Below are 14,506 nucleotides of genomic sequence, written 5' to 3' on the forward strand. Positions count from 1 at the left end.
TGATCAGTTGGAATAAGGCGAGGTGTACGGGCTGACCGGCAGGCTCATGGGGCCGCTGATCTCCTCGAACTGGTAGCGCAAGGACAGGGCACCGCTGATTTGTTGGTAGTCGCGGGCGTTGTCCAGGCCCAGATTGGCGCCCAGCAGGAAGTTCGAAGCGACCTTGTATTCAGCCGCCGCGGCGACGCTGTAGCCGACCCCGGTTTTGTTTTGCCCGGCGTAGCGCAGGCCCGAGGCCGCCTGCATGGCTTTGTCGGTCGGGAAATAGTCGACGCTGTCCTGCTCGAAATGCTGCACGCCGACCGAACCCTTGACTTGATACGTCAAGCGCCCGGTGCGTTGTGCCCAGGTCACCGGCACACCCAGGGCGAAGAACGTCTGCGGGCTGAAATAGCCACCGTGGCCGTAGGTGAAATAGTCCTGATTGTTGGCGTAGCTGATGCCGGTCATGCTCAGGCCGACGGTCAGCTTGCTGTCCGTTGCATTTTGCAGGTACCAGTACACACCGCTGCCCAGTTCACTGCGGCTGTTGGACTCGACATGGTTGCCCAATAGCTGGTGCCAGGAGGCGTAGCCATAGGCGCCGACTTCGTTGTCGTCAAAGCTCAACTGGCCGCGCCCGCCGTTGGCGGTTACACCGCCCCAGGACTGCCCGCTGCGTTCGTCCGTGGTGCCGGCAAACGAGGTGACGCTGTCAGTCACCGGACGCCGGGAAACGCTCACGCCGTAGCGGACATTAGAGGTGTCGCTTATGGGGCGATCAACGCTGATGCCGCCGGTGGCGGTGCTGTATTTGAAGCCGAGGGGGGTGGTGCCGAGATCGGCTTTGAGCCCATTCGCGGGCCGTTGAATGGCGACGGAAAGGCCGACCCCCTCGGCTTTTTGCGAACCGACGCTGCCGCTCTGCGCGCCATTGCCAAAACGCGACAGCGCCTCGCTGTTGGCACTGCCGGCGTTCAGCGAGACCGGCGTCACGCGCAGGGCGACGCGGCTTTCATCCAGCGGAATACTGATTTCCAGCGGTGTTTCAATATCGGTCAGTTTGCTCAGCCCCGACTCACTGTCGTTGCTACGAATGCTCACGCCCTGAGTGACGTAGGCACTGCGCTCCTGAAGGATTTTATTCAGCGCCAGTTGCGCTGGGCTGATGTCCTCGCTCACCAGTGCTGCGCGCGGCAGCTGCGACTCGAATGGATTACTCGCCTGCTGCGGCCTTGGCGGGGCGTCAATGGCAAAAGGGCTGTGAGACCTCACTCTGCCCGGCATCTCCTGAGCCGGTGGCGGTATCGATGCCAGCAAGGTGTCGTGATTGACCTCGCTACGTGAACCCGACACCCCGGCGAAAGGGTTGGGCGCCACCGTCGAACCGGCCAGTTGGCCGCCCTGGGTTCTGCGTTTCTCGCTCTGTTCGATGGCCACGGCTTTGCGCAGCAGATCGGCCGCCGTGCCGGTCTTGCCCATGTTCTGGTAGAGGCGTGCGGCCTCGGTCAGCGTTTGAGGGTTACCGGATTCGGTCTTGAGCAGCTGTTGCAGCGCTTGTTCGGCAAAGGCCGTGTCACGTGCCAGCACCGCCGCGTCGGCAGCGCCCAGAAGCAGTTGCGGGTCGTTTGGCTGGCGCTGTAACAGCGGTTTGTAGAGTTCGAGGGCTTTTGCCGTGTCGCCGTTGGCCGAGTACATCCGCGCCAAGGCCGCGATGGCCGCGCTGTCACCGGGACGTTGCGCCAGTGCGGGCGCTAGCGTGTCATAGGCGTTGGCCAGATCGCCGCGTTCACGCAGCTGGTCAGCCTGGCGGATGCGATAGAGATAGAGCAGGTCGTCGAAACGCTTGCGAGCTGGCGCGTTCAAGGGCTTGTTCTGAAGGTCGCGCAGAATCTCGTTGACCTGTGCGTCTTCTCCGGATTTAAGCAGGACAGCGGCGTATTGCAGGATGAAATCCGCCGAGGGCTTAGCGGTGTGTTGCAACTGGTCGCGCATGAGGGCCAGTGCACGGGTCGGTTCGCCGATATCGACATAGGCCGAAGCCAGGCTCGCTGTGCGATCCGGACTGTTGTTGGCCATCGGCTGAATACGATCGAGCAAGGCCAGGGCTTCCTGGCGCTGTCCGCGCTTGCCCAACTCTATCGCCTGGCCGAGTTGCAGGTTGAGGCTGACGTCAGCGGCCAGCGCTTCCATGTCCGGGGTGCGCTGGTCGGGGCGCAAGCGGGCCAACGTTGTCTGTGCGACTTTCCACTCACCCATCTGGACCGACAGCAAGGCGCTGACGTAAAGCGCATCGGCATTGTCGGGGTGGGCCTGGAGCATGGCGTTGATCAGGTCCCGGGCCTTTTGCGGTTCGCCCATCGCCAGGTTCAGGCGGGCCAGGGCAAAACGCGTCCAGATGTTGTCCGGCTCAACGCGCAACGCGTCTTGCAAGGCGTTGCGCGCAGCGGGCAGGTCGTTGCGTTGTTCGGCGAGGGCAGCCAGTTGCGTCGCGCGCAAGGCTTGCAGGCGTGCGGACTGGCCGATCTTTGCCTGTCCAGTGGCTGGCAGGCTGTTGATCAGTTGCTGGGCTTCATCGTTCTTGCCGCTCTTGAGCAGCACATTGACCAGCCCTTCCTGTGCTTGAGGGTCGTCGCGGCGCAGGCTCAGCACCTGGCGATAGTTGCGCTGAGCGTCATCGAACTGGCCCGCGCTGGCCTGAATATCCGCCAGGGCGAGGCGAGCGTCGACCCCGTTCGGGGTCAGACGCAGCGCCTGGTTTGCCAAGGCCACTGCCTGGGCTGTCTGGCCTTTGGCCTGGGCGTCCCGGGCCTGCTGCAACGCAGCCCAGTAGCGCACTTCGTTCAGCGCGACTTGCCACTGGCTGCCGTCAGGTAGTCGCGTGGCTTGCCCCAGGAGCTTTTCCGCTTCGGCCAGTCGGTGTTGCTGCTGGCGAACAACCCCAAGGCCGCCCAGCGCGTCGGCATCATCGGGGTGGGTTTTCAAGCGCGCTTGAAAAGCCTGTTCGGCGGTGGCCTGATCGCCTGCTTTGAGCGCCTTCAGGCCGCGCGCAACGTCGGCGGGCGGTTGCCATTCCTTGCTGGCAGTCGTTGCTACCTGTTGCTTGCCCTTGTCCATCTGCGCCCGGATTTCCACGTCATCCGGATGCGTCTTGAGGTACGCCTCGAACAACGGCACTTGTGCCGGATTGGGAGGACCGATCCAGGTCAGCGCCAAGCGCCAGCTTTCGTCGGCATCACCGGCAATGTCGGTACGCTGGGTCAGCGCGGCCAGGGCGCGGATGCCCTCGGCACGACTGTCTTCATGGCGCACCAGATGCTTGGCGTAAAACAGCGCGACGATTGAGTCGTTGGGCATCTCACGTTGCAAGCGCTGAAATCCGCTGCGCGCTTCAGCCCAGTCAGCCTGATTGAAAGCAAGGTTGTTGTAATATTCGCGGCCGATCGTACCTTGAGGTGGACGGCCATCGAACAGCGAGCGAAACACGACGGTCGCCTTGTCACGCTCACCGGCATCGACGAGACGCCGAGCCTCTTCCAGGCGCTGCTGGCTCTGCGGTTGTGCCAGGGCGATGTCCTGCGCCAATTGCAGTGCCTGCCGGGGCGCTGGCTGGATGGCCTGCAAGCGGGCGAGGTATTGCTGCGCCTGTTGTGCCTTGCCCTGTTGCACGCCGATCAAGCCCAGGCCATACAGTGCGTCAACCTGGACCGGGTCCAGCAGCAGGACCTTCAGCCAGACTTCCGCAGCGCGTTGAGGGTTGTTGTGCAACTGCCAATACTGCCCTTGCTCGACGAGTAATGTCTGTGGCGTCGGACTTTGAGCGTGGGCAGCTGCGGCCGTCCATGCGCTCATGACGGCGATGGCTAGCGTGCGGTGGTGCGCGTGCATGCGGTCTCCCAGGAGAGTTTCAGCGTTCCGTCTTCCCGGAATCGATAATGTTTATCTGCCCAGCCGAGCGCGAACAGGCTGAGCATCAAGTCGTAGTAACGCGGCGGACCGGCGTCGGCATCAGGCCTGGCCAGCACCTCGAGCAAGGCGAGTTCCACGTGGCGTCGTTGCTGACCGGCCAACTTGGGTTGCCCCTTGGCCTCAAGGTAGGGAATCAGTGCAGCCCGAAATCCGAACGGACTCTGCCCCTGAACACTGCCGTGGATAACCTGGACTGTTTCCGGGGGGGTGCCCGTTGCGACAGTGCTGCGGGCCATGCCGTCCAGCCGTTTGAGCAGCAGCGCTGCCAGCGGTTCGGAGGTATCACTCATGCCCAGCCAGAGGTACACGCGAATGGCGTCGTAGCTGCCCGTGTCACCGTTGATCGGGTCGCTCACGAAAACACCCGATTGTGCTGAAGTGCCTTGATAACCGACCCAGTCAGCGATGAAACCGTGGCGACTGGAATGGGCAATCATCGTCGCAGTGTTGTTGGCAATCGCTTGCCAGGGCCCGGTGGGGGCTTCCATGGCCAGCCGCCGTAACAGTGGCAGTGGCAGGTAGCTGGGATTCAGGCGCCAGAAAGCGTCCGGCCGGACGAAACCCTGTGGTCCAGGCAATACCATCGGGCCCAGCCCGGGCAGCTTGACGACCAATTGCGCTTCGATCGTCGCCATCAGGCGCAGGGCGTCCTGGCGATAGTCCGGCCGATGCCACAGGCGTGCGGCTTCGAGCAGGGCGTAGGCGATCCACAGGTCGGCGTCGGCGGCCGAATTGGCGTCTTGCAGACGCCATTGGCCGTCCGTGCCTTGCCCCCATAACCAGCCCGGCAGGCGTGTGGCGATGTCTGTGCCGGCGAGGTTGGCTGAGGTCCAGCGCCAGAGTTTGTCAAAGCGCGGCTGATCGTTGCCGATCAGTGCGAAGAGCATGCCGTAGGACTGCCCTTCAGAGGTGCTGTGATTGTTCTCAAGGCTCGATTCCAGAACCCGTCCGTCGGCCTGGACGAAGCGTGTTGCATAGGTTTGCCACAGTGGCCAGGCCGGTGGCTCGCAGGATTGTGCGGCCGCTATCGCCGGCGCCGTCAGGGCGAGCGCAAGTACAGCGCTCAACCTGCGCGCGTTACCGCGCAGGCCCTGGCGAAGTGAAGTACCCCGGCTGCTCATGGACGACACAGGCCCGCGCGGCTCATTGGCCAAGACGACGTTTGGCCCGTAAGCGCAGGGCCAGGTAGGCCATGCAAGCAAGCAGCAGGACCCCGATGAGGGTGAACAGCATGAGCGCCATTACGTTCTGCGAGAGGTACCACTGCAGATAGCGCAATGGACCCAAGCGCCCGACGTAGTAATCCTGCTCGGCGACCAACGATTCGACATGCGTGCCCCTGACCACCACCAGACTGCCTTGCAATTCGTTGGCGTTTTCTTCGCTGCTGAGCAGGGCGCTGGTCACGTCGGCCAGGCCGTTGGGCCTTGCGCTGGCGATAAACACTACGCTGCGCCCACTCTTGAGCGGCGATTCGAATCCGGTCAGATAAGCACTGCCGTCCTCAGCACTAAACCTGAAGCTGCTGCGCGCTTCACGCAGATTGGTTTTCGTGTCCGGGCTGATCCAGTTGCGCAGACGCAAGGGCAGGTCAGACAGTTCAAAGTACTGCGCAGTGTCTTCGCCCTTGGCCGGCAGAAGGCTTTGCCATTGCTGCAGTAGCGGCTGATTGTTGCCCGAGGCGAGCACCAGCAAATCCCGGTCGCTTTGCTCGGCCACCTGATCGGCAGGGACCACCTTCACGCCGGTGGCCGGATAACCGGTGGAGTCGCCGAAGCGGCCCAGCAGGGTCAGATAGGCGCTCAGATCGGCCGGGCCTGGCTCGTTGGGCAGGATCACCGATGTTTCAGACAGGTCGGCCATGCGGGTGAACGGGAAGCCACTGTCCTTGAACACCCCGAGGTTGGGCATGGCCATGAAGTGTTCGTATTGGCTGAGGTCCAGGGTCGAGTCCGGGTCGATCACACCGCGCATGTTGTCGATGATGATGTCGCGGCATTCACCCTGTTTGATGTAGTCATACATAAAGCGAAATTGCAGGCGCGATTGCAGCGCGACGGAATTGAGCGGCAATAGCATGCGCGAAGTGCGGGCCAGGCTGTCGTCGGTTTTGAGCATCGACAGCAGACTGTCGCTGTTGCCGAGTTTCTCGATCGAAGGCAGGTCGATCGACTTGATAAAGGTGTCATTGAAACTGATCAGTAACGAAGAATTGGTGGAGACCGGTTGCGGTGTATAGCGGTACTTCAGGTCAAGTTGCGCACCAGGCTCGCGCCAGTTGAACAGATCGGGTGGCAAGCGCAGGGCAACGGTCATTTGTCCTGGGTTATAACCCGATACATTGAGTTCTGCGGGCTTCGCCAGTTCACCCAGACGAACCGGGCGATCGGAGGGCAGCCAGTTGGGCGCGTCGTACGGTTGACGTGGCTTGAGCGAGTCGATCCGGTCGATCACCACGCTCTGCCCGGAAAAGGCCGAGCCGCCGAGTGCCAGCGCTGTCGCGGCGACTTTGAGATCGGCGCCATCACGCCCGGAGACGATCAACAGTTTGCCCTGAGCATCATTCGGGTTGCTCACGAGGGTCAATGTCGGCCCCGTGGCCTCTTTGATCGGTAAGCCACTCAAGGTCGTTGATTCACTGCCGCTGATAAACACCACTGCGTTGCCTTTGGCCGGCAGGCTGGTGAGGCTGGCGGGAAAGGTTGCGCCGCGGTAGCTGGCCAGTGCGCCGAACCAGGAAGACAGGATGCCGGCGGCTTCAAGCTCCGAAGCGCTAGGGCGCGCGGCAAACACGAAGGGCAGTTTCAGGAGCGAGGCATCTCGACGATCGAACAGGGGCAGCGGCAGAGCGGACAGATCATTGGGCTGTTTAATCGACGACACCTGAAGGCTCAGCTGGCTCTCGTTGCCGATCCTGGCCCAAAGGCTGGAGTGCAAAGGGTCTTCACATTGCATCGTGTAGTGACCGATGAACTGCAGGCTGAGCCGGTTGAATTCGGTGATGGTCTGCGGCGGAATCTGCACGGTCCGGGTCTGCAACTTACCGGCCTCTTCCTTCGGGAGGGGCAGGCTGGCGGCCACTTGATCGTTGATCAGCACGTTGATTTGCGACAGGTCGGCCAGCAGCGCCGGTGAGTAGCTGTACTGCAGTGTGACCTGTGCTGCCGTGACGACTTCGTCGGCGCGCACATCGAAATTCACGCTATCGGTCGCCTCCACGCCTTTAAGGGTCATCGAATAGCTTTTGCCCAGCTCCTTGAGGGTGCGGGTATAGCTGTTGCTCGGGGCATCGGTCCCGGGCAACGATGCGATGGGCATTACCGCCGGCTCTGTGGCGCTGATTTGGGCGGCGGCATTCAAGGCACAGCCGCTCCAGCCCACTAGCGAGCAGGCAATCAGCATGAGTGAGCGACGAGGATGAAAGGTCTGGCGAGTGGAAGGCTTCAAGATCGTTGCGTGTCCGCAGTGGAGTCGATAGGTGATGGTGCGTTCGGGCGCTTGCGCAGCAGCGCCTGACCGTCCTTTAGGGTTGCAACGAACAAGCGCAGGATGGCGCGTAAGCCAATGCTGCTGACCTCGCGCAACGCAGACATGGGCGCGTCGAGGCGGCCGTTACCCCAGGCATTGGCCCAGGTGTCGGCCCGTGAAAAGGTCAGTCGTACCAGCTCGCTTTGCTGGCGCAGGGTCAAAGCCTCGAATTTCACGCCCGCCACGTTGTCGTTGCTGAAGATCGTTGTTGCGGGAAAGAGGCTTGAGGGAGGCGTGCGCAGAATGCAGAGTCGCAGCTTCTCCTTGACGCTGAGCTGAACCTGCGGTGGCAGTGCAAGACCCACGCCGTTTTGTGAGAAGTCCTGGGTTTTGCAATCGAACGAGGTGCCGTCTTCGCGATAGACGCGCACAGGCAGATCTGCAGGTACCCTGGGTTCGTTGCGCACCTGAGAGGACTCAGTGGCCACCGCCACGGCGGTGCTGACGATAATGATGTTGTACACAGTCCAGGCCAGATTGATCAGCAGGGTCGTGACCTCGGCCGAATCACTCCCGATCAGTTTCACCACGCCAAACACCAGACCGATCATGTTCAAGGTCAGCAGGACGATGTAAGGCCGCGCGAGCTTCCAGTCGAAATAGTCCTCCTCGATGGTGCCGCCCTTGTCAGTCACGTTGAACTTGCCCAGCGAAGGACTGACCAAGGCCAACAGCACTGGTCGCATGATGTACCAGGCCAACACCGACTCATACACTTCGTTCCAGAAGGAATGGCGGAAGCGCCCCTGGATGGCTGAGTTGGTCAGGCTGGAATGGAAAATATGCGGCAGCACATAGACCGTGACCATCAGCGCCGATGCATGGAAAATCTGCGCGTCGAACATCAGGTAGGCCAAGGGGGCGGTCAAGAACACCAGGCGAGGCAAACTATAGAAAAAGTGCATCATGGCGTTGAGGTAGCAGATGCGCTGCCCCAGGTTCAGTCCTTTGCCAAACAGCGGATTGTCGGTCCGAAAAATCTGCGCCATGCCCCGCGCCCAACGTATGCGCTGGCTGATGTGTCGGGAAAGGCTTTCGGTGGCCAGGCCCGCCGCTTGTGGAATGGCGAGGTAGGCCGTATTGAAGCCACGGCGATTGAGCTTGAGTGCCGTGTGCGCATCCTCCGTCACGGTTTCGGTGGCGATGCCGCCGACTTCCAGCAAGTGAGTCCGCCGGATGACCGCGCAGGAGCCACAGAAGAATGCCGCGTTCCACAGGTCGTTGCCGTCCTGCACCAGGCCGTAGAACAGCTCACCTTCATTGGGCACCGAGCGAAAGGTATCGAGATTTTTTTCGAACGGATCGGGTGAATAGAAGAAGTGTGGCGTTTGCAGTAACGCCAGGTTCGGGTCCTTTAAAAACCAGCCCATGGTGATCTGCAGGAAGGACCGGGTGGGCACGTGGTCGGCGTCGAATATGGCGATGAACTCGCCATCGGTGACCTTGAGTGCCTCGTTGAGGTTGCCGGCCTTGGCATGTTGATTGTTGTCGCGGGTGATGTAGTTGACACCAATCTGCTGACAGAAAGCCTTGAATTCTTCCCGGCGTCCGTCATCGAGCATGTGCACCCGCATTTTGCCCTCGGGCCAGTCGATGGCCTGAGCGGCAAGCACCACCAGTTTGACGATGCCCAACGCTTCGTTATAGGTGGGAATGAAGACATCTACCGTCGGCCATTCAGCGGGCGGCTGTTGCAGAAACTGTGGTGTGCGGTGCAGCGGCCAGGCGGTCTGTACGTAGCCGAAGACGAGGACGAGCAAGGCATACAGCTCGGCCAGCACCAGTCCGTAGCCAAATACGGCATCCTGCCAGTTGTCGAAGCCCAGGGTGTCGGTCAGGCGCCAGTACATGTAGCGCAGCGAAGCAATCAGCGAGAGGGTGATCAGGGTCAGGATCGCCAGGCGCCCGGCTTGCTTGCGGATGATCAGGCTGGCGGCAAAACAGACGGCGGCAAACGCGGCCTGGGAATACAGGTTCAGCGGCGCACTGAGGATACCCAGCACTAACAATGCGGCGAACAGCCCGACTGAGAGCTTCAGGCCTTGGCGCCAACGCAGGGGCCATCGATTGACGCGAGCCTGGAAAGTATCCAATAGCTCCTCCAGCCACCACGCCTTTGCAGGTAGCTGATTCAGCTGGACGGTCATGGTGTGTCCTGCTGTCTGGACGCATCCGCGAAAAGCAGGGCATGGACCGCGCCTGACAGCGAGAGAATGTCCTGACAGCCAATGCTCTCAGGTGCGTACTGCAGCAGGTCCCGACCATAGGCCAGCGACTCGTTGAACTGGTGATCGAGGCGAATCGTCCCGATCAGATTAGCGCCGAGCCGCCGCAGAAACAGCACGCCCATGTCCCTGCTGAACGAACGCGAATCATCCCGTTGGTTGAGTACATACCGGTGCCGCTGCGCGCGTCGTCGGCTGGTTTCCAGCCACTGGGTCATGGTGTCCAGTGCCAGATAGGAGGCCGCGTCGGCCACCGTCATCACCAGCACCAGATCGGCGGCATCGAGTGCCTGTTGCGAATAGACAGTCGCACCTGAAGGCGTGTCCAGGACCACGGTATCGTTTTCGTTGAGGTTCATTGACGCAAGGTGCTGATTCAACCAGTCAGAATCTTCAAGCATCAACTGCTTGAGCAATCGGCGATCGTTCACCTCGCCAGTGCCGAAGGGCAGGCACTCGCTGTCGTTAAAGCCCGGCAGGCGATGAGCGCCCCAGTCTGCGTCCTGCTCTTTGAGCTGGATCAGCCCGCAAACCTGCCGGGTGATACCCAAGTGGCTGGACAGAGCGTTCTGAGGGTCCAGATCAATCGCGATGGTACGCCCGCCAGGGCGCCGAAGGGTTTTTGCAAGGCCAGCGGCGACGGTGCTTTTACCCACCCCACCATTCGCCGAAACGATAGCAATGACCTTCGCCTTAGTCCGCTTGTGCGTCGTTTCTGGCAGACCGTCTCGACGAACCTGGTTGAGTTCACGCAACAGGTCGCTCAATCGCTGACGGTCACCCGCAGCAGAACTCGCAGGTGGCTTGGCCAGGTGAGGGGATAGGGGTGAAGGCCGCGAGAGGACAACATTCTTCACAGGCTCGACCAACGCGCCAATCAATAAAGAAGGCTGTGGCTCGTCCAGGAGAAACACAGGGGGCGTTGGCGTTGGTGTTGGGGGAGGCAAGGCCAGCGACGATTCTGGCTCAGCGAGTGCAGGTGTAACCGGGTCGTCTTTGAAATCTTTGTAGTTCGGTTGTATTTCCTGGTAGCTCTCCGCATTGGCGCCAAAACGTGTAAAGAGTTTCGCAATATCATCTACATATTTCATGCGTTGTACCAGGAATGAAATAATTCAGAAACTCAGCATTCCATTAACTTTTAAAAGTTGATGCGTCGTTTGGGTGTTGGCAGAGTGCGATTAATCTAGGGTGTCTTTGTCTTAGTGTCAACGAATGTTATAAGAAGTCAGTGAGGTCTATTGGCGTTGATCAGGCTGTTATTGGGAGGTCGTGTTATTCGTTGAAAGTGTGAGTGCTAGAGTGCACCAAATAATTATTGCTCAATAAGGTGTAATATGATGATAGGTAATGGGTGTATTTGTCGGGTGAAATAACTTTCGGCTCGATGGAGTGGAGGTGTTGATCGCCTTCGATGGGAAGAGTGATGCGCAGAATGGCCCAGTTTTACTGGGCTTGAAGATTCTATGGATGGGTAAATTGATCCAGGGATGTCTAATGATTAACTATATGGGGTACTAGGGGGCGAGTGTTCGAATTACTCCGTCCCGAGCCTGTTTTTCAACGAATTAGCCCAACCTGAGAAGGTTGGGCTAATGCATGTCTGAAAAATCCCCTATTTATACCCCGGGAGCACTACGCAGCCCTTACCGCCGATCCAGCCAAACGGTCTGTGCATTGCAGAATTCGCGCACTCCGAAGTGCGAAAGTTCACGGCCAAAGCCGCTCTTCTTCACGCCACCGAAGCTGACTCGCGGATCGCTGGCGCTATAACCGTTGATGAATACGCCGCCGGTTTCAAGTTCGTTGGCCATTTGTTGGGCGAGTTCGCTATTGCGCGTGTAGATCGTGGCGGTTAGACCGAACTCGCTGTCATTGGCCAGTTCCAGCGCATGGGCTGCGTCGCGGGCCGTGATGATTGTGGCCACTGGACCAAACAATTCCTGTTTGAATGATGTCATCTGATCCGTCACATCGCCGAGCACGGTGGGTTCATAGTAGTTGCCGGGGCCTTCAGCCTTCTTTCCACCCATCAGCAACGTCGCGCCTTCTTCCAGAGTGTCGCGCACCTGTTGATCCAGTTCGTCACGCAGGTCGAAGCGAGCCATCGGGCCGATGTAAGTGGTGGTGGCGAGTGGATCACCGACAACCAGTCGTTGGGTAGCCTCGACGAACTTGCGGGTGAATTCCTCGACAACGCCTTGCTCGACAATCAGGCGTTTGGCGGCGGCGCAGACTTGTCCGGTGTTTTGATAGCGCCCGATCACGGCGGCTTTTACCGCCTCATCGAGGTCTGCGTCGTCGAGCACGATGAATGGGTCGGAGCCACCCAGTTCCAATATGCATTTCTTCAGTGCTGCTCCGGCCTGGGCACCAATGGCCATGCCCGCACGAACGCTACCGGTGAGGGTGACAGCCGCGATGCGTGGATCGGCGATCGCCTTGGATACACCTTCCGGGGTGACGTTGATGACTTCGAAAACGCCTTCAGGAAAGTCCGCCTGCTTGATGGCATCCAGCAGCAGGTAGGCGCTGCCCATGACGTTTGGCGCGTGCTTGAGCACGAAGGTATTGCCGGCGAGCAAGGTGGGGACCGCGCCGCGCAGGACTTGCCAGATGGGGAAGTTCCATGGCATGACGGCGAGAATCGGGCCGAGCGGGCGATACTCAATGCGTGCCTTGTCGCCTTCAACCTGGGTCGGTTCCGGGCTCAGCATGGCGGGACCGTGTTCGGCGTACCACTCGCAGAGCTGGGCACATTTTTCAATTTCGCCACGGGCCTGGGTAATCGGCTTGCCCATTTCCAGGGTGATCATGTTGGCCATGGCCTCGGCATTGTTGCGCAAGGCTTGGCCGAGGTTGATCAAAAGCTGCGCGCGTTGTTTAACCGGTTTGCTGCGCCAGGCTCGAAACCCGCTTGCGGCCCGCGTCAGTGCGGCCTGCAATGCCGAATCGGAGTCGAAAGGGTACTGGCCGATCTGTTCGCCAGTGGTCGGGTTGATCGAAATGGCATGGGTAAGGCTGGAAACGTTGGTCATGGCACCGTCCTGCTAGGTGGGAATGTGCTCAGGTTAGGGGGGTATATGTTTTATGGAAACTGAATAATACTGAGCATAACGTTCACGTTTGGAGAATGACTTGGATCTGGTTCAGCTCGAAATTTTCAAGGCTGTCGCCGAGCACGGCAGCATCAGCGTAGCCGCCCAGCATATCCACCGGGTGCCTTCGAATCTGACGACCCGAATCAAGCAGCTTGAGCTGGACTTGGGGGTGGACCTGTTTATTCGCGAGAAGAGTCGCCTGCGCTTGTCGCCGGCCGGCTGGAGTTTTCTGGATTACGCTCGACGTATTCTCGACCTGGTTCAGGAGGCGCGCGCGACAGTGGCGGGTGAAGAGCCGCAGGGCGCCTTCGCCCTGGGTTCCCTGGAAAGTACTGCCGCGGTTCGTATTCCAGAGCTATTGGCCGCCTACAACCAGAAGCACGCCAAGGTCGAGCTGGACCTGTCCACCGGTCCCTCCGGAACCATGATCGACGGGGTGCTGTCGGGGCGGCTGGCCGCGGCATTCGTCGATGGTCCGGTGCTGCATCCGGCACTGGAAGGCGTGCCTGCTTTCGAAGAGGAAATGGTCCTGATCGCACCGCTCAACCATGAGCCGATTCATCGGGCCAAGGATGTGAATGGCGAAAACATCTATGCCTTCCGCTCCAACTGCTCCTATCGCCATCATTTCGAGAGCTGGTTCGCCAATGGCGCGGCGGTGCCGGGCAAGATTTTCGAAATGGAGTCCTATCACGGCATGCTGGCCTGCGTCAGCGCCGGTGCCGGCCTGGCGCTGATGCCCCGCAGCATGCTCGAAAGCATGCCGGGATGCACGACGGTCAGCGTTTGGCCGTTGTCGGAGTCGTTCCGCTATCTGCGCACCTGGCTGGTGTGGCGTAGGGGAACGGTGTCGCAGAGCCTGACGATGTTTGTGCGCTTGCTTGAGGAGCGCGGTGTCGCGTTGATCGATAAATAGTGGAAAGTTAACGGTCAGTGCTGAAAAACCGGATAATGGCGGCCAAATCGTATAGCTCGTTATTCTGGTAATCGCACATGGAAATCAAGGTCAACTTTCTCGACAACCTTCGACTTGAAGCCAAGTTCGACGACTTCACGGTGATTGCCGATCAACCCATTCGCTACAAAGGCGATGGCTCGGCGCCTGGACCGTTCGATTACTTCCTGGCTTCGTCGGCGTTGTGCGCGGCGTACTTCGTGAAGCTGTATTGCGAGACTCGCAATATCCCCACCGAAAATATCCGTCTGTCGCAGAACAACATTGTTGACCCGGAAAACCGCTACAACCAGATTTTCAAGATTCAGGTCGAATTGCCGGCGGACATCTCCGCCAAGGACCGCCAGGGGATCTTGCGCTCCATCGACCGTTGCACGGTAAAGAAGGTGGTGCAAACCGGGCCTGAGTTTGTGATTGAAGAGGTCGAAAACCTCGACGTCGATGCCCAGGCGTTACTGATGCCGCATTCGACAAGTGAAGCGGGCACCTACATTGTGGGCAAGGACCTGCCGCTGGAGCAAACCATCGCCAACATGTCGGGCATCCTCGCCGACCTGGGCATGAAGATTGAAATCGCCTCGTGGCGCAATATCGTTCCCAATGTGTGGTCGCTGCATATTCGCGATGCGCACTCGCCGATGTGTTTTACCAACGGTAAAGGCGCGACCAAGGAAGGCGCGCTGGCATCGGCACTGGGCGAGTTCATCGAGCGGCTCAACTGCAACTTCTTCTATAACGATCAGTTCTGG

General features: G+C 59.9%; 8 protein-coding genes (1 of these 8 cut by a window edge). 2 read left to right on the forward strand and 6 right to left on the reverse strand.

The window, feature by feature from the left end; translation table 11 throughout:
- Positions 1 to 3 precede the first annotated feature (3 nt).
- From QMK54_RS11865 to QMK54_RS11890, 6 genes are all read right to left on the reverse strand, one after another.
- Positions 4 to 3,867, reverse strand: a complete 3,864-nt coding sequence (locus QMK54_RS11865; protein WP_320402547.1) for a cellulose biosynthesis protein BcsC — start codon at positions 3,865 to 3,867, stop codon at positions 4 to 6.
- On the reverse strand, positions 3,843 to 5,069 hold the full coding sequence (bcsZ, locus tag QMK54_RS11870) for a cellulose synthase complex periplasmic endoglucanase BcsZ (RefSeq protein ID WP_110659231.1): 1,227 nt from the start codon (positions 5,067 to 5,069) through the stop codon (positions 3,843 to 3,845). Before bcsZ ends, QMK54_RS11865 begins: the two co-directional genes overlap by 25 nt.
- 22 nt (positions 5,070 to 5,091) lie before the next feature.
- A complete protein-coding gene (bcsB, locus tag QMK54_RS11875; protein ID WP_320402548.1) occupies positions 5,092 to 7,395 on the reverse strand; it encodes a cellulose biosynthesis cyclic di-GMP-binding regulatory protein BcsB in 2,304 nt (767 codons plus the stop codon).
- Positions 7,392 to 9,623 carry a UDP-forming cellulose synthase catalytic subunit gene (gene bcsA / locus QMK54_RS11880; RefSeq protein ID WP_320402549.1) on the reverse strand — a complete coding sequence of 744 codons (2,232 nt, stop codon included), beginning with the start codon at positions 9,621 to 9,623 and terminating at the stop codon, positions 7,392 to 7,394. The genes bcsB and bcsA overlap by 4 nt, the downstream gene beginning before the upstream one ends.
- The gene (bcsQ, locus tag QMK54_RS11885; protein ID WP_320402550.1) at positions 9,620 to 10,792 is read right to left on the reverse strand and encodes a cellulose biosynthesis protein BcsQ; all 1,173 of its coding nucleotides are present in this window, start codon (positions 10,790 to 10,792) and stop codon (positions 9,620 to 9,622) included. Before bcsQ ends, bcsA begins: the two co-directional genes overlap by 4 nt.
- A 555-nt stretch (positions 10,793 to 11,347) precedes the next feature.
- Positions 11,348 to 12,739, reverse strand: a complete 1,392-nt coding sequence (locus tag QMK54_RS11890; protein ID WP_320402551.1) for an aldehyde dehydrogenase family protein — start codon at positions 12,737 to 12,739, stop codon at positions 11,348 to 11,350.
- A gap of 100 nt (positions 12,740 to 12,839) precedes the next feature.
- On the opposite strand from QMK54_RS11890, the gene ptrR reads away from it, so the two are divergent.
- Together ptrR and QMK54_RS11900 are read left to right on the forward strand one after the other, a co-directional pair.
- A complete protein-coding gene (ptrR, locus tag QMK54_RS11895; RefSeq protein WP_110659226.1) occupies positions 12,840 to 13,718 on the forward strand; it encodes a putrescine utilization regulator PtrR in 879 nt (292 codons plus the stop codon).
- A 77-nt stretch (positions 13,719 to 13,795) separates the two neighbouring features.
- Positions 13,796 to 14,506 carry the 5' portion of an OsmC domain/YcaO domain-containing protein gene (locus QMK54_RS11900; RefSeq protein ID WP_223596043.1) on the forward strand. The gene runs 1,494 nt beyond the window's last position, so only the first 711 of its 2,205 coding nucleotides appear in the window; it begins with the start codon at positions 13,796 to 13,798; its stop codon lies off the right edge, out of view.

Source organism: Pseudomonas sp. P5_109 (assembly GCF_034009455.1).
Lineage (GTDB): Bacteria > Pseudomonadota > Gammaproteobacteria > Pseudomonadales > Pseudomonadaceae > Aquipseudomonas.

Coding starts and splice junctions, on each gene's coding strand:
- QMK54_RS11865 (WP_320402547.1), bottom strand. CDS start 3,867: ATGCACGCGCACCACCGCACGCTAGCCATCGCCGTCATGAGCGCATGG.
- bcsZ (WP_110659231.1), bottom strand. CDS start 5,069: ATGAGCAGCCGGGGTACTTCACTTCGCCAGGGCCTGCGCGGTAACGCG.
- bcsA (WP_320402549.1), bottom strand. CDS start 9,623: ATGACCGTCCAGCTGAATCAGCTACCTGCAAAGGCGTGGTGGCTGGAG.
- bcsQ (WP_320402550.1), bottom strand. CDS start 10,792: ATGAAATATGTAGATGATATTGCGAAACTCTTTACACGTTTTGGCGCC.
- QMK54_RS11890 (WP_320402551.1), bottom strand. CDS start 12,739: ATGACCAACGTTTCCAGCCTTACCCATGCCATTTCGATCAACCCGACC.